This window comes from Flavobacterium sharifuzzamanii (assembly GCF_003254585.1).
Lineage (GTDB): Bacteria > Bacteroidota > Bacteroidia > Flavobacteriales > Flavobacteriaceae > Flavobacterium > Flavobacterium sharifuzzamanii.
This window is the reverse complement of the sequence record NZ_QJGZ01000038.1, coordinates 246,283-261,831: the sequence shown is the minus strand read 5'-3', so window position 1 is coordinate 261,831 and position 15,549 is coordinate 246,283. Positions and strand designations below refer to the sequence as shown.

The window sequence follows — 15,549 nt, the reverse complement described above, 5'->3', positions numbered from 1 at the left end:
ATGGAAAGTCTTCCAGAAAATAAAAAAATAGTTCTTTTTGATGGAGTTTGTAATCTCTGTAGTTCTGCTGTCCAGTTTATTATAAAATATGACAAAAAAGACATTTTTAGATTTGTAGCATTGCAGTCACAATTAGGCATTTCAATCTGCAAACATTTGGGAATCAGTTTTTCTAAAATGGATAGCATTATTTTGTATGATCCAAAAACAGCTTACTTTTATAAATCTTCAGCAATTATTGAAATTGCTAAAAATTTTGGAGGCTTATGGAGACTCAGTCCAATTTTTAGAATTGTTCCCATTTTTATTAGTGACAGAATTTATGATTATGTAGCAAAAAACAGATACAATTGGTATGGCAAAAAAGAAAGCTGTATGATTCCTACTCCGGAATTAAAATCTAAATTTCTTTAAAAAGAAATTTCAAGCTGAAAATTTCAAATTCCAAAAGCAAAACTTCAGTGAACGCAATATTGTCATTTCGACGAAGGAGACTCGAGCGATAGCGAACAGGCGTAGCAAATCTTCGTGAGAAACTCAACAAAGATTGGATTCTCGTTGCGGAATTACTTGCGAAGATTTCTCCTTCGTCGAAATGACAAACTCAACGTAAAAACCTATAAAATATAAAAATCCCAAGCTCCGATAAATTTGGAACTTGGGATTTTTTATTTGAAACTTATTAGAAAAATTATCTAATCAATTTTCTGTATTTCAAACGTTTCGGAGTTAAGTCACCACCAAGACGTTTCTTTTTGTTTTCTTCGTAATCAGAGAAACTTCCTTCAAAGAAATAAACTTCAGAATCTCCTTCAAAAGCTAAAATGTGCGTACAAATTCTATCCAAGAACCATCTGTCGTGAGAAATAATTACAGCACAACCAGCAAAATTCTCCAAACCTTCTTCAAGTGCACGAAGTGTATTTACATCAAGATCATTCGTAGGCTCATCCAGTAAAAGTACATTTCCTTCTTCTTTCAAAGTCATTGCTAAGTGTAAACGGTTACGTTCTCCACCAGAAAGCATTGAAACTTTTTTGTTTTGCTCGCCACCACCAAAGTTGAAACGAGATAAATAAGCTCTTGAGTTCACTTGCTTTCCACCCATCATAATCAATTCCTGACCATCAGCAAAGTTTTCCCAGATTGATTTATTCGGATCAATGTTCGAGTGTGACTGATCTACGTAAGCAATTTTCACTGTATCTCCAACTGAAAATTCTCCGCTATCAGTAGCTTGCTCACCCATAATCATTTTGAAAATGGTAGATTTACCAGCACCATTTGGCCCGATAATTCCAACAATACCAGCTTGTGGCAACGTAAAGTTCAAGTTATCATACAATAATTTATCACCAAATGCTTTCGCAACATTTTTAGCCTCAATAACATTTGTTCCTAAACGCGGACCATTCGGGATATAAATCTCTAATTTTTCGTCTAGTTGTTTTTGATCTTCATTTAATAATTTGTCGTAGTTCTGTAAACGAGCTTTTTGTTTTGTCTGACGACCTTTAGCTCCTTGACGAACCCATTCCAACTCACGCTCTAAAGTTTTTCTACGTTTAGAAGCTACTTTTTCTTCTTGAGCCAAACGATTAGATTTTTGATCCAACCAAGAAGAATAATTTCCTTTCCATGGAATACCTTCTCCTCTATCTAACTCTAGAATCCATCCGGCAACATTATCTAAGAAATATCGGTCGTGCGTTACAGCAATTACAGTTCCTGAATATTGTGCTAAGTGTTGCTCTAACCATAAAACTGACTCAGCGTCAAGGTGGTTGGTAGGCTCATCTAGTAACAATACATCTGGTTGTTGCAACAACAAACGACATAAAGCTACACGACGACGCTCTCCACCAGAAAGGTTTTTAATTGGTGTATCTCCTTCTGGAGTACGCAATGCATCCATTGCGATTTCAAGTTTTGTATCGATTTCCCAAGCACCAAGAGCATCAATTTTATCTTGCAATGCCGCTTGACGGTCCATCAATTTATCCATTTTATCCTGATCTGAATAGTTTTCTTCAAGACCAAACAAATCATTGATTTGATTGTATTCTTCTAAAACCGCCATAGTCTCAGCTGCTCCTTCACGAACAATTTCGATAACTGTTTTAGTATCATCAAGAATTGGCTCTTGCTCCAAGTATCCAACTGTATATCCTGGCTGAAAAACCACATCTCCCTGATAATTTTTATCAACTCCTGCAATAATTTTTAAAAGTGAAGATTTTCCAGAACCATTAAGTCCCAAAATACCAATTTTAGCTCCGTAAAAGAAACTAAGGTAAATATTCTTAAGAACTGGTTTGTCTGCTCCTTGATAGGTTTTACTCAATTTCTGCATTGAGAAAATTACTTTCTTATCGTCTGACATTTTTTATATTTTATTTTAATTATTTATTTCGATTTGAGATTAATATTATTTGGTATTTAAATTAAACTCTACCTTTTAAAGCATTGAACACCCAGGCATTTGCAAAAAAACCAACTCCAACAGCAGCAAATCCCCAGCCTGAAACATCACTGTACCTAAAGATTCCAAGACCTATAAGCAACAACCCCATAAGCACCATTATTAAAGTAGCCCATCCTAAAATGGTATTTTTATTCATTCCCATAGTTTTATAAATATTTTAATGCAAGATTTTTAGAAAGGCAAATATCGTGAATTTTAACGGCTTAATTAAAAATTTTATACAGCATTTCTTTTAACAAATCAGATTGAGGTAAAGCATTAGCTCCCACACCTTTACTCTTAACATCAATATCTCGTAGAGCTCCAACAATTTGACTTACTTTTCTCATTGGATAATTTTTTACTGCCAAATCATACTCTTTTAAGAAATACGGATTAACTCCAAGCGCTGTTGCCACATTTTTAGGACTTTTATCTTTTAATCCGTGATATTTTAGAAGCTGTACAAAAAAACCGAATACCAAACCAGTAGTCATAACCAAAGGATACTCTTTTGGATTATGAGCAAAATTCTCTGCTATCTTATATGCTTTCAACTGATTGCGCTCTCCAATTGCTTTTCTAAGCTCAAATACATTATAATCTTTACTGAAACCAATATTTTCCTCAATGTGCTCAGCTGTGATCATCGTTCCTTGAGGTAAGATAATCTGTAATTTTTCTAGCTCATTATTAATTTTACTCAAATCTGTTCCTAAAAACTCTACTAACATTGCATTGGCTTTTGGATCAATGGTATATTTTTTTCCAGCCAAAACACGCTTAATCCAGTCTCCTACTTGATTTTCATACAATTTTTTGCTTTCATAAACTATTCCTTTCTGCCCTAGCAGTTTAGTAACTTTTTTACGTTTATCTAGCGTTTTATATTTATAGCAAAAAACCAAAACAGTTGTCTGCATCGGATTCTCTACATAAGATTCGATTTTATCAATTGTTCTGGATAAATCCTGCGCTTCTTTCACTATAACAACTTGACGTTCAGCCATCATAGGATAGCGCTTGGCCGTTGAAATAATATCATCTACAGAAACATCTCTTCCGTATAAAACTGTCTGATTAAAACCTTTCTCTTCCTCAGCTAATACATTCTGTTCAATATACTCCGACAACTTATCTATATAATAAGGTTCTTCACCCATTAAAAAATAAATTGGTTTAATATCTCCGGCTTTAATATCGTTAACAATTTTTACTACTTCGTCCATTCAATCTTTTGTTTCAAGTTTAAAGTTTCAAGCCTTGTTTCAAAACTTGAAACTTTAAACTTGAAACCTGAAACTATTTTATATTTTTGCTTTATGCTTAAACTTAATTTCCCAGCTTACACTTTCCGATTCAAAAATAGCGAAAATAAAGTGTCTATTTTTGATGAAATCAGGAAAAAATTTATAATTCTCACGCCAGAAGAATGGGTTCGCCAACATGTAGTTCATTTTTTAATGCATGAAAAAAAATACCCAAAATCACTTATCAACGTAGAGAAAGTTTTAACTGTCAACGGATTACGAAAACGATACGACGTAGTAGTGTTTAACTCAGATGGCTCTATACATATATTAGTAGAGTGTAAAGCACCTGAAGTTAAAATCTCGCAGGCAACTTTTGATCAAATTGCTCGTTACAATATGACAATGCAGGCACGGTTTTTGAATGTCACAAACGGACTGAACCACTTTTATTGTCAAATGGATTTTGAAAACGAAAAATATGAGTTTTTAAGAAACCTTCCTGACTATAAAGAAAACCATTAACAAATAATAAAGAACTAAGAACTTTTGGATAAAATAGCAGTTGTCATTTTAAATTGGAACGGAGTAAAATTGCTGGAGCAGTTTTTACCATCTGTTATTCAGTTTTCAGAAGAAGCAACAATTTACGTTGCTGATAATGACTCTACGGATAACTCTGTAGAATTCGTCCAACAAAATTTCCCTACAGTTAAGATTGTAAAAAACACAGGTAATCATGGTTTTGCAAAAGGTTATAATGATGCCCTGCAACATATAGATGCAGAAATTTACACATTAGTAAATTCAGATATCGAAGTTACCGAAAACTGGCTTAAACCAATTCTTGATACTTTCGAAAAAGAAAAACAAACTGCCATTATTCAGCCAAAAATCCTTGATTTTAAGAATAAGGAATATTTCGAATATGCTGGAGCTGCGGGTGGTTTTATTGATAAATATGGTTTTCCTTTCTGCAGAGGAAGAGTATTTGAAACCATCGAAAAAGATAACGGACAATATGATGATAACATTGAATTGTTCTGGGCTTCTGGCGCATGTTTCTTTATAAGAAAAAAAGTTTACCACGAATTAGGAGGTTTTGACGAAAGCTTCTTTGCACATCAAGAAGAAATAGATTTATGCTGGAGAGCTGCAAATGAAGGACATATTATAAAATACAATTCGCAATCTGTTGTTTACCATGTTGGTGGCGCAACATTACAACAAGGAAATCCGAAGAAAACCTATCTGAATTTTAGAAATTCATTATTAATGATGGTCAAAAATCTTCCAAAAAGAGGATTATTCTGGGTGATATTCTTCCGTATGGTTTTAGATGGAATTGCCGGTATCCGTTTTCTTACACAGGGTAAAATTAGCCACACTTTTGCCATTTTGAAGGCTCATTTTTCCTTTTATTGCTTATCTTTAAAATATCTCGGAAAACGAAAAGATTTTCAAATTCAGCAATACTATATGGTAAAAAGTATCGTTTTCCTTTACTATATACGAAAATTGACCTTATTTAAAGAAATCTTTAACAGTATTCAAAATATTAAAAACTAAATTTGTAATTCAAGTCTAATTAAAATTAAATTTATGAGAAAAATAGTTATCGCACTATCAGTATTAATGGCTCTAACATCATGTGTTTCTAAAAAGAAATATGCTGAGTTGGAAGCTAAAAACAAAGAAACTCAAGATTTGTTAAACTCATGTACTGTAAAATTAAATACGTGCTTAGAAGAAAAAGCTGGATTAGCTGCTACAGCTGAAAGCTACAAACAACATAATCAAGATTTAATCAATAGTTCTAAAGATTTAACTATCTTAACTACTAAAGGTGCTGAAAACCTTGAAAAGTCTCTTGAAAGTTTAAAAGAAAAAGATTTGAAAATCTCTAGACTTCAAGATGCTTTAACTAAAAAAGACAGTGTAACTTTAGCATTAGTTACAAGCTTGAAAGGCGCTGTAGGTATCAACGATCCAGACATCGAAATCAATGTTGAAAAAGGAGTTGTATTTATCTCTATCGCTGACAAATTATTATTCAAAAGCGGAAGCTACGACGTAAGCGATAAAGCTAAATCTGTATTAGCTAAAGTTGCCAAAGTTGTAAACGACAAACCTGATTTTGAGTGTATGGTTGAAGGACATACAGATGACGTTCCTTACAAAAGCAACGGAATTATCTTAGACAACTGGGATTTAAGTGTTAAACGTTCTACTTCTATCGTTCGTGTATTAACAAACGATCTTGGAGTTAACCCAGCTAAATTAATTGCTGCTGGTAGAAGCTCTTACGTACCATTAGTTGCTAATGATTCTGCTGAGAACAAAGCTCGTAACAGAAGAACTCGTATCGTAGTTATGCCAAAAATCGATCAATTCTATGATATGATTGAAAAAGAGATGAAAAAACAAGCGAAATAATTCTTGTTTTCATACTATAAAAACAGAAAAAGCAGGTCGTTTGACCTGCTTTTTGCTTTTGTATTCTTATTTTTTTTAACACAAATTAAGAATAACATTATTTTTAAGTAACTAACTAAATTTTAACATAATAAAGTTACTCATTATTTTTTGCATTTTACGCTTTTAGTGTATTTTTTTACAAAATATCAATATCGCCCTTACCTTCTCTTACTATAATTGGCTCATGCTCAGAAAGATCTATAATTGTTGACCCCACATTATCTCCATAGCCACCATCTATTACCATATCGACAAGATGCTGCCATTTTTCAAAAATCAATTCTGGATCTGTAGTGTATTCTATTACATCATCTTCGTCACGAATAGAAGTCGAAACTACAGGATTTCCTAACTGACGAACAATTTCTAAAATAATATTATTATCTGGAACACGGATACCAACAGTAGTTTTCTTTTTAAACTCTTTTGGCAAACTACTGTTTCCAGGTAAAATAAAGGTATAAGGCCCTGGAAGAGCTCTCTTTAATATCTTAAAAGTTGATGTATCAATCTGGCGCACATAGTCTGATAAATTACTCAAATCGTGGCAGATAAAAGAAAAATTGGCTTTCTCTAATTTTACTCCCTTTATTCTAGCAATTTTTTCTAATGCACGCGAATTGGTAATATCACAACCTAAACCATAAACAGTATCAGTCGGATAAATTACCAAACCACCATTCTGAAGCACTTTTACAACTTTTGCAATTGCAGCTTCACTAGGTCTATCTGGGTATATTTTTATAAATTCTGCCATGGTTTTTTAGTTTATTTTGTTTCAAGTTTCAAGCTTCAAGTTTCAGGTTGCTTCTTATAACGTGAAACCTGAAACTTGAAACACATTTTTTATCCTACGACATCTAATTTAGCAAATCTTAACAACAATTTCTTGATTCCGCCCACTTCAAATTTAATTTCTGCTTTTCTGTCTGCTCCAACACCTTCAAGATTAATCACTTCTCCTTTTCCAAAACGTTCATGCATCACGACATTTCCAACAGTCAGTTTACTGTCAAATAAATTCGAATTTCCATTACTTGGCGCATTTCCAGAAACTGGTTTAAGTTTTCTGATATTCAAATCAGGCTTTGGACTATTGTCTGTAATATGCTTTGGAGGAGTTCCTCCAACAGGTTTGTTTAATCTTAATTTTGATTTATCGATGTCGCCAAAAATATCACCATCAATTGGAGATTTATAACGATAATTGGTCTCTGCAGGCGTTAAATATTCTAAATACTGATCTTCAATTTCTTCAATAAAACGAGATGGTTCACTGTCTGTCAGTTTTCCCCAACGGTAACGAGACTGAGCATAAGTCAAATAAGCCTGATGTTCTGCACGAGTCAATGCCACATAAAACAGTCGACGTTCTTCTTCTAACTCGCTTCTGGTACTCATACTCATAGCACTCGGAAATAAATCTTCTTCCATACCCACCACAAATACATGCGGAAACTCTAATCCTTTTGCTAAGTGAATCGTCATCAAAGCAACACGATCCTCATCATTTGTATCTTTATCCAAATCTGTTGCTAAAGCCACATCTTCCATAAATTCAGAAAGCGCACCTCTTGCTCCGTCAATTTCTCTCTGTCCTTCAGTAAAATCTTTAATACCGTTTAAAAGCTCTTCGATATTCTGAATTTTTGCCATTCCCTCAGGAGTCGCATCTTTCTTTAATTCCTGAACCAAACCAGTTTTCTTTGCAACGTGATCTGTCAAATAGAAAGCGTCCTGATTTTGATCAATAACCTGAAAACTCTGAATCATTGTCACAAAATCTTTCAGCTTATTTTTTGTACCAGCATTCAGCTTCAAATCGATTTTATCGATATTCACCATTACTTCCCAAATCGAACGTTTGTAATGATTTGCCGCAATAGTAAGTTTTTCAACTGTTGTATCTCCAATTCCACGAGCTGGATAATTAATCACACGAATCAAAGCTTCTTCATCTTTTGGATTCAGAACCAAACGTAAATAACATAAAACATCTTTAATCTCTTTACGCTGATAGAATGACAATCCGCCATAAATTCTATACGGAATATCGCGTTTTCTCAACGCGTCCTCCATAGCACGCGACTGCGCATTGGTTCTATATAAAATCGCAAAAGCCCCATTATGAAGCTGATTCTGCATTTTCTGTTCAAAAATAGTACTCGCTACAAAACGACCTTCTTCAGCATCGGTCAAACTTCGGTGCACTTTTATTCTCGGACCAAACTCATTGGCCGTCCAAACTACTTTATCCAGCTTGGTTTTATTATGCTCCATAACCGTATTTGCCGCCTCTACAATGTTTCGTGTCGAGCGGTAATTCTGCTCTAAACGATACATTACTACCCCTTCATAATCTTTCTGGAAATTCAAAATGTTATTGATATTCGCTCCACGGAAAGCATAAATACTCTGCGCATCATCACCAACCACACAAATATTCTGAAATTTATCAGACAAAGCCCTAACAATCAAATACTGAGAATGGTTCGTATCCTGGTACTCATCAACCAGAATGTAGCGGAAACGGTTTTGATATTTCGCCAAAACCTCTGGAAAACGAGTCAATAATTCGTTGGTTTTCAATAATAAATCATCAAAATCCATTGCACCGGCTTTAAAACAGCGCTCCACATATTGCTGATAGATCTCTCCTAATCTAGGCTTTTTGGCCATTGCATCGGCCTCCTGCAATTCAGGATTATTAAAATACGCTTTTACCGTAATCAAGCTATTCTTATAACTTGATATACGTCCTAAAACCTGTTTGGGTTTATAAATATCACGGTCCAGCTGCATTTCTTTGATAATCGAAGAAATTAGACGCGCCGAATCCTGAGAATCGTAAATAGTAAAATTGGAAGGATATCCTAAAAGTTCCGATTCTGCACGAAGAATACGAGCAAATATCGAGTGAAAAGTTCCCATCCAAAGATTCTTAGCTTCAGAGGCTCCCACAATATCCGAAATTCTATGCTTCATTTCTCTTGCCGCTTTATTAGTAAAAGTCAGCGACAAAATATTAAATGCATCAATTCCCTGATGCATCAAATAAGCAATTCTAATCGTTAAAACACGGGTTTTTCCCGAACCTGCACCAGCAATAATAATCATTGGCCCGTCTTTTTGTAAAACAGGCGCTCTCTGCGCTTCGTTGAGCTGGTCAATATATTTCTGCATGTAATTTATCTCCTTTTAGGCAAAAATAAGAATTTAAAGAGAAAGTTCCTAAGATACTGAGACGCTAAGGTTCTAAGTTTTTTTTGAAGCCAAACAATTGGCATTTTATTAAACATGGTTTCCCGCTTTCGGCTATATCTCTCCGCTCCGCTGCGAGGATACCGCCTCAATCGGGGCTAAATTTAAATAATTGGATCAAGTTAAATTGAAAGAAAATTCTTTAAAATAATTTATATTTGTAAACTTATAAAAAAGCAAATGAAAGTAAAATTAACAGAAAACGCCGAAAAGACATTTTTACAAATCATAAGTAGATATAGTAATCTCAAAGCGACTAAATTTTCAAATCAAACCATCTCGACTATAGAGATAATTGTTCAAAATAATTTTATTGGCTCTAAGTATAAAAAAACATCTTATAGAAAGTTCCCCATATCCAATCAAGTATTTTTATTTTATCAAATAGAAAAACAAATCATCTACATTGTTTTATTCTGGGATAATAAAAGAAACCCTCTAGAATTAGATAATATACTTAGCTCTTAATTTTTGCTTAAAATCTTCAAAGTCTACTGTCCTTCCTGCCTTAATATCTTCTTGACTTTTTTGTAATTCCTGCATTAAAATTTCTTCAGGAAATAGTAAAGAAGTAATCAACTTCACTTCCTGATGTGTAAAACTATTCGACTTTAATTTTCTGTAATAAGTAGCATGTTTTAAGCCTAGTTTTTGAATAAAAAACTCTGTCTTATAATAAGATTTATCAATTAATTCAGGCAATGAATTAATGTAATTTTCATAATTCTCAACTATTTCTATCATTTTACGCAAATTAAATTATCAAAATATGATACAAAAATAATCATTTTATAATTGCAAAAGATAATTTTAACTATAATTTCAAAAAAGGAAAACTTAGAAGCTCAGTATCTCAGAACCTTAGTCACTTACTTAAAAAACACATCATAAGCAAATCGAATCAGTGTTCCGACAACCACAATTAAAAAGAAAATTCTAATAAATCCGTTGCCTTTATTGATTGCTAGTTTTGCACCAAACCAACCTCCAAGTCCGTTGCTAACAGCCATTGGAATAGCAATTGCCCAAATGATTTTTCCTTTTATCATAAACAAACAAATCGAACCAAAATTGGTTGCCAGATTTACCATTTTAGCATTCGCGGAAGCGTGAAGAAAATCAAAACCTAAAAGCGCAATAAAAGCAACTACAAAGAAACTCCCTGTTCCTGGACCGATAAATCCATCATAGAATCCAACAATTATACTAATGACCACGGCATACATAATTTGTGTTGCAGCAGAATGATCTTTTGCAACATGCTGTCCGAAATTTTTCTTAGCATAAGTATATACAAACAGTAAAGATAAAACCACCAATAAAAGTGGTTTCATAAAATCATTGCTTACAAGCGTCAAAATTGTTGAACCAAGAAATGCTGACGGAACCGCCAGACACATCATAATAATTAAGAGTTTCCATTGAATTACTACTTTCTTTAAGTATTGAAAAGCAGCAAAAGCGGTTCCGCTAAAAGCTGGAATTTTCAATGTTCCAACTACCGTCGAAACTGGAAGATTTGGCAATAAAATTAATCCCATTGGTGTTTGGATTAATCCGCCGCCACCAACAATTGCATCAATAAAACCAGCAGCAAAAGCCGCTAAACAAAGAAAAAGTATTATGTATGAATCCATTAAGAATATATTTCGGTCTCAGTAAAAAACAAGTTGCAAAAATACAGCTTCCTTTTTGTTTATTACCATAAATTTAAAAACGAATTTTTATAAAAAATCGTTTTTAAATTGACCTTAATTTTATATTTATATAATAAAAAGAATAAAAAATCGATTTTATTAAACATTCGCTAATCCTAAATTGATTATGATTTTAGATCGCCATTAATCATCAAAAAATAACTTTAGAAAAATTATGAAATCAATTCAAGCAATTGCACATCTATCATCACCTTTTGACAGCGATGAAGTTCCTACTTCAGATTCAGATGTTATCTTGAACTTAGTAAAAGGAAGAGAATGGTGCCTTACAATACATTGCAAATTATGTGATTTCAATGTACTTGAAAAAATACGTGAAGCTAAATGGGATGATCACACATCAATACAATTTGGTTCATGTCTTGAAAAACCCACTTGGTGGTCATTAGAAGAAGAAGGAATAATAATTCTTGTTGGTAGCGATACTGAATTCTGGGAAATTTGTGTAACCATACCTTCAGATGAAATTAAGAATTTCTTAAATTAACTTTCCAATATACCTCTTAAACTCGGCTTTAAGTAATATTCTTATTTGTTTATTCAAATAAATTTAAAGTTGATTTCTCATCAAAAAGTATATTTTTGCTTAAAAATTATTCCAATGGATTTCAACAAAATAATAGAACTTGCGAGTTATACTTTACCAGCCTTAGTTACAGGAGTTGTAGCATATCGTTTCTTTGAGCTACACATTAAGAACAATGACAGAAAGCGTGCTTTTTTACTAAATAAACAAGCACACAAAGAATCTCTTCCTGTACGTTTACAAGCATGCGAGCGTATGACTTTGTTCTTAGAACGTATTAATTTGACCAAATTGTTAATTAGAGTTGCTCCTATTTCGCAAAACAAAAATGATTACGAAAATTACTTAATTGACCTAATCGAGCAGGAATTTGAACATAATCTGACACAGCAGATTTATATGTCTGAAGAATGTTGGACGATCATTACCACTGCAAAAAATGCAACAATCCAAATGATTCGTAAAGCTGCTATGAGCGATAAAGTGGAAAATGCTGATAAACTTCGTGAAGTAATCTTAAATGATTTATTAGAAAAACAATCTCCAAGTAATGCCGCTTTGAGTTTCATTAAAAGTGAAGTTGCTGAGCTTTGGTATTAAATATTATTGCAGATTTTAGATTTAGAACATCCAATCTAAAATCTAAAATCTGCAATCTAAAATCTTAAATCAATATCTTATTATCGCTCATAACTTCCGATTTATTCTGAGCATATTCATAACCTTGCTTCCACCATTCTTTCATTACCTCTTTATTAAAAATCAAAGCATTATCGGTTAATTTTATAGGAGTATAATATAAATTTAATTTCACATTCTTATTGTTTGCCATAAGTTTTCCTATAGCAATATCATGTTTTTCTACTTGATCTAAAGCAATTCTAAACAAATCGATCATTAATGAAAACGGGTTTTTCCCGATTACTGTTTTCGTTGTATTAACCTCCGTTTCAAGCACAATTACATCAATTTCTGTTGCTCCTCTGTTGATTGCTTCACGAATTGGAACTAAACTTGAAAATCCGCCATCGCCATATTCGCAGTTGTTTTTTTCAACTAGACTCATAAAAGGAACATAGTTGCTCGATATCCAAGACCATTCACAAAATTCCTCGTATGTACAGTCTTTTACCGATTTATATTCTGATTCGTTTTTAGTAAAATTGGTTACCGTAACAATTACATCGGTTTTTAGCTTTTTAAGCTTATTAAAATCAGAAAGAGAAAAATTATTCTGAATATACTTTTTCAGTCCTTTACTTTCTCCAAAAGTGCGTTTCCCTTTAAAAAACTGGCGTAATACATTAAAGTGATTTATGGTTACAATATCGACTCCATCCTTGCTTTTCACCACAAATGGGCAAATATTAAAAATACTCGACATGGTTACGTTAGTATAAACAGAATGGATTTTTTTGATATGACCTAGAGCTAAATGCGGAATCAATAAACTTCCTGTAGAAGTCCCTAAAAACAAGTCATATTCGTGTTTTTTTTCTTCTATCAAATATTGGGCAACACCGCCAGCAAATGCGCCTTTACTGCCACCACCTGAAATAACCAATGCTCTCATAAATTGTAATGTAGGTTTTGTTTTTTTTGGGATATACTTTATTTTGAAAATAGAAGCAAGAAACAAGAGCAAAGAATTCTAAAGTCTTTTTTCTTGACTCTTGTTTCTATTTTTCAATTCTCTCACGTCTTTTCATTCTTTCAACAAACGATTCAATTGAAACTGTTCATCGGGTGTCAAATTAGGTAAAATTCTATTAAAAGAAGCACGCATTTCAGGATTTTTTAACAGAAGTCTTATCGTATCTCTTCCAAATTTTGAAAACTGCCACATATGATGTGTTGTAGCACCAACTAAATTACTCAAAACCTGATCGTTAATAATTTTAAAAGCTATCAATTTTTCTAGCGCATTTTGTCGTGTTGTAGCTTCGTATTTTGCCGAAGAAAATGCAATCAGTTCATTTGCCAAAGAATCAGTATCATTACTATAATTTGTCGTAGATAAAGCTAGTGAAAGCCATAGAGTTCTAAGATTGTAATCGTTAAAACCAATCCAATTTTTAGATTTATTCAAATATTCTGTTCTATGGTTAGGGAAATTTCTCCACAGCCAATAAAGTGCTATTTCTTGCGTCTGATAGGATTTATCATCCAAAAGCGTCTCATAATTTGCTCTGAATTCTTCTGGAATTGTAGTCAAAGAACTGGCTACATTCTGGCGTACTTTTGTATTATTGGTTTGCAATGCTAAAAGCAATAAAGACTTTTTATCTTCATACTTTTCATTTTCCAATTGATCAACAACAGCTTCTTTTACCGATTGATATACATCAGATTCTAAAGTTGTTTTCAAAATATCTTTTTTCTCTGCAAAAGGTGTTTTTTTCAATTTATCGATTTCCAATCGTTTTTGAATCGTCTTGTTTTTGCTCAATAATGCATTTGCTGTTGGTGTATCAAAAGTTGTAGATTCTAGCCAAGTTTTCTTAAATTTATCCAAATCAAAATCAGAAACTTTTTTAATTTCATCAAAGAAATTCTGTGTATTAACGGTTTGATAAGCATATTTATTCAAATAACTTTTTATTGCTTTTTTGAATGCTTTATCGCCAATTGATTCGTGCAAAACAAACAATGCCCAAGCTCCTTTTTCATAAAATGTAAGCGAACTTGCTTTTGCATTTAAAACTGGAATCACATCAGTACGAGATGCAAACTTAATCTGCTGTGCTGTATCGTATAATTTAGAGTAAAAATAATCTTCTCCATAAATGTCTTTTTCAGCAAGCAACGCAAAGTAAGTTGCAAAACCTTCTTGTAGCCAATGATGCGTACTGCTTTCGGCAGTAATAAGATCTCCGAACCAATGATGTGCCAATTCGTGAGCGTCAACATTGGTATAATTTCGATCGCAAAAACCAATGGAATCTACTACATAACGTGTTGCAAAAAGAGTCGAAGTAGTGTTTTCCATTCCAGCATACAAAAAGTCTCTTACTGGAATTTGTCTGTTGATTTTCCATGGATATTTTACGCCAATTTCTTTCTCTAGGAAGTCAAAAATGCGTATAGAATATCGGTAAGTTGGTTCAAAACGATCTGCATCTTTGGGTTCGTAATAATATTCTAAAGGGATCCTACTCTTAGATTTAAATTCTTTTTTATCAAATTTCCCAATAGCCAGCATTAATAAATACGAACTCATTGGTTTTTCCATTTCAAACTGCCAGTGATTTAAGCCTCCGTTTGCTTTTTTATCTTTTAAAACCCCATTAGAAACTACCTGATAATCCTTATCGTAGGAAATTCCTAAATTGAAAATCAATTTTTCATTGACATCATCAAAACTCGGAAACCAATTGCTTGTATATCTTCCCTGCCCCTGTGTCCAAATTTGCACTTCATCATTGCCCATATCAACAAAATACAGTGCTTGCTTTGGCTTTGCCGTATAATTGAACGTCAAATGATTCTGTCCTTTTTTAAAAGGAAAAACCAACTTTAGTTCTTTGTTAGTATTGATAAACATGATTTCATTTTCATTGATTTTTACATTCGAAAATTCCATGTTTTTAGCGTCAAGGGCAATAGTGTCACATTCTTCTAAAACCTCAAATTGAAAATCTACAGCACCAGAAATTAATTTATCTTTTGTATTGAATGACAATTGCCCAGAAACCAATTTAAAATCGACGAATTGTGTTTGCTGCGCAAAAAGAAAGCTGGTGAATAATAAAAGAATGTATTTCATTGAAACGAATTTAAAAGGCAAAATCCCAAAGTTACAAAGGTTTCCTTTACAAATAGAACGAATTTTGTAAGTTTACCATATAAAAC

At 33.0% G+C, this 15,549-nt stretch carries 15 protein-coding genes; 6 read left to right on the top strand and 9 right to left on the bottom strand.

Going from position 1 to position 15,549, the window contains the following annotated elements; genetic code table 11:
- Nucleotides 1-414 carry a thiol-disulfide oxidoreductase DCC family protein gene (locus tag DMA14_RS11800; RefSeq protein ID WP_111424860.1) on the top strand — a complete coding sequence of 138 codons (414 nt, stop codon included), beginning with the start codon at nucleotides 1-3 and terminating at the stop codon, nucleotides 412-414.
- A 277-nt stretch (nucleotides 415-691) separates the two neighbouring features.
- Here the strand turns inward: DMA14_RS11800 and ettA are convergent, their stop codons facing one another.
- The 3 genes from ettA to holA form a co-directional block, all read right to left on the bottom strand.
- On the bottom strand, nucleotides 692-2,383 hold the full coding sequence (gene ettA, locus DMA14_RS11795) for an energy-dependent translational throttle protein EttA (RefSeq protein ID WP_111424859.1): 1,692 nt from the start codon (nucleotides 2,381-2,383) through the stop codon (nucleotides 692-694).
- Nucleotides 2,384-2,444: 61 nt separating this feature from the next.
- Nucleotides 2,445-2,627 carry a CAL67264 family membrane protein gene (locus DMA14_RS11790; RefSeq protein ID WP_035643908.1) on the bottom strand — a complete coding sequence of 61 codons (183 nt, stop codon included), beginning with the start codon at nucleotides 2,625-2,627 and terminating at the stop codon, nucleotides 2,445-2,447.
- A gap of 61 nt (nucleotides 2,628-2,688) precedes the next feature.
- The gene (gene holA, locus DMA14_RS11785) at nucleotides 2,689-3,693 is read right to left on the bottom strand and encodes a DNA polymerase III subunit delta (protein WP_111424858.1); all 1,005 of its coding nucleotides are present in this window, start codon (nucleotides 3,691-3,693) and stop codon (nucleotides 2,689-2,691) included.
- 93 nt (nucleotides 3,694-3,786) lie between these two features.
- On the opposite strand from holA, the gene DMA14_RS11780 reads away from it, so the two are divergent.
- The 3 genes from DMA14_RS11780 to DMA14_RS11770 are packed head-to-tail and all read left to right on the top strand — an operon-like array spanning nucleotide 3,787 to nucleotide 6,150.
- The gene (locus tag DMA14_RS11780; RefSeq protein WP_111378087.1) at nucleotides 3,787-4,239 is read left to right on the top strand and encodes a type I restriction enzyme HsdR N-terminal domain-containing protein; all 453 of its coding nucleotides are present in this window, start codon (nucleotides 3,787-3,789) and stop codon (nucleotides 4,237-4,239) included.
- Between the two features lie 24 nt (nucleotides 4,240-4,263).
- Nucleotides 4,264-5,283, top strand: coding sequence for a glycosyltransferase family 2 protein (locus tag DMA14_RS11775; RefSeq protein ID WP_111424857.1), 1,020 nt, complete (start codon nucleotides 4,264-4,266; stop codon nucleotides 5,281-5,283).
- A 33-nt stretch (nucleotides 5,284-5,316) separates the two neighbouring features.
- Nucleotides 5,317-6,150 (top strand): OmpA/MotB family protein, encoded by an 834-nt coding sequence (locus DMA14_RS11770; protein WP_111424856.1) that lies wholly within the window; start codon nucleotides 5,317-5,319, stop codon nucleotides 6,148-6,150.
- Between the two features lie 178 nt (nucleotides 6,151-6,328).
- Here the strand turns inward: DMA14_RS11770 and DMA14_RS11765 are convergent, their stop codons facing one another.
- The 4 genes from DMA14_RS11765 to DMA14_RS11745 form a co-directional block, all read right to left on the bottom strand.
- Entirely contained in the window at nucleotides 6,329-6,949 is a 621-nt protein-coding gene (locus DMA14_RS11765; RefSeq protein WP_111424855.1) for an L-threonylcarbamoyladenylate synthase, read from the bottom strand.
- Between the two features lie 89 nt (nucleotides 6,950-7,038).
- Entirely contained in the window at nucleotides 7,039-9,375 is a 2,337-nt protein-coding gene (locus tag DMA14_RS11760) for an ATP-dependent helicase (protein WP_111424854.1), read from the bottom strand.
- A gap of 522 nt (nucleotides 9,376-9,897) precedes the next feature.
- Nucleotides 9,898-10,197 carry a hypothetical protein gene (locus DMA14_RS11750; RefSeq protein ID WP_111424852.1) on the bottom strand — a complete coding sequence of 100 codons (300 nt, stop codon included), beginning with the start codon at nucleotides 10,195-10,197 and terminating at the stop codon, nucleotides 9,898-9,900.
- A gap of 125 nt (nucleotides 10,198-10,322) precedes the next feature.
- Nucleotides 10,323-11,090, bottom strand: coding sequence for a sulfite exporter TauE/SafE family protein (locus DMA14_RS11745; RefSeq protein ID WP_111424851.1), 768 nt, complete (start codon nucleotides 11,088-11,090; stop codon nucleotides 10,323-10,325).
- A gap of 235 nt (nucleotides 11,091-11,325) precedes the next feature.
- Between DMA14_RS11745 and DMA14_RS11740 the strand changes: the two genes are divergently transcribed.
- On the top strand, nucleotides 11,326-11,658 hold the full coding sequence (locus tag DMA14_RS11740) for a hypothetical protein (RefSeq protein WP_111424850.1): 333 nt from the start codon (nucleotides 11,326-11,328) through the stop codon (nucleotides 11,656-11,658).
- A 114-nt stretch (nucleotides 11,659-11,772) separates the two neighbouring features.
- Nucleotides 11,773-12,297 carry a DUF7935 family protein gene (locus tag DMA14_RS11735; protein ID WP_111424849.1) on the top strand — a complete coding sequence of 175 codons (525 nt, stop codon included), beginning with the start codon at nucleotides 11,773-11,775 and terminating at the stop codon, nucleotides 12,295-12,297.
- 64 nt (nucleotides 12,298-12,361) lie between these two features.
- Here DMA14_RS11735 and DMA14_RS11730 read toward each other — a convergent pair whose 3' ends face one another.
- Together DMA14_RS11730 and DMA14_RS11725 are read right to left on the bottom strand one after the other, a co-directional pair.
- Nucleotides 12,362-13,270 (bottom strand): patatin-like phospholipase family protein, encoded by a 909-nt coding sequence (locus tag DMA14_RS11730; protein WP_111425041.1) that lies wholly within the window; start codon nucleotides 13,268-13,270, stop codon nucleotides 12,362-12,364.
- A 132-nt stretch (nucleotides 13,271-13,402) separates the two neighbouring features.
- Nucleotides 13,403-15,463, bottom strand: coding sequence for a M1 family metallopeptidase (locus DMA14_RS11725; RefSeq protein WP_111424848.1), 2,061 nt, complete (start codon nucleotides 15,461-15,463; stop codon nucleotides 13,403-13,405).
- Between the last annotated feature and the right edge of the window lie 86 nt (nucleotides 15,464-15,549).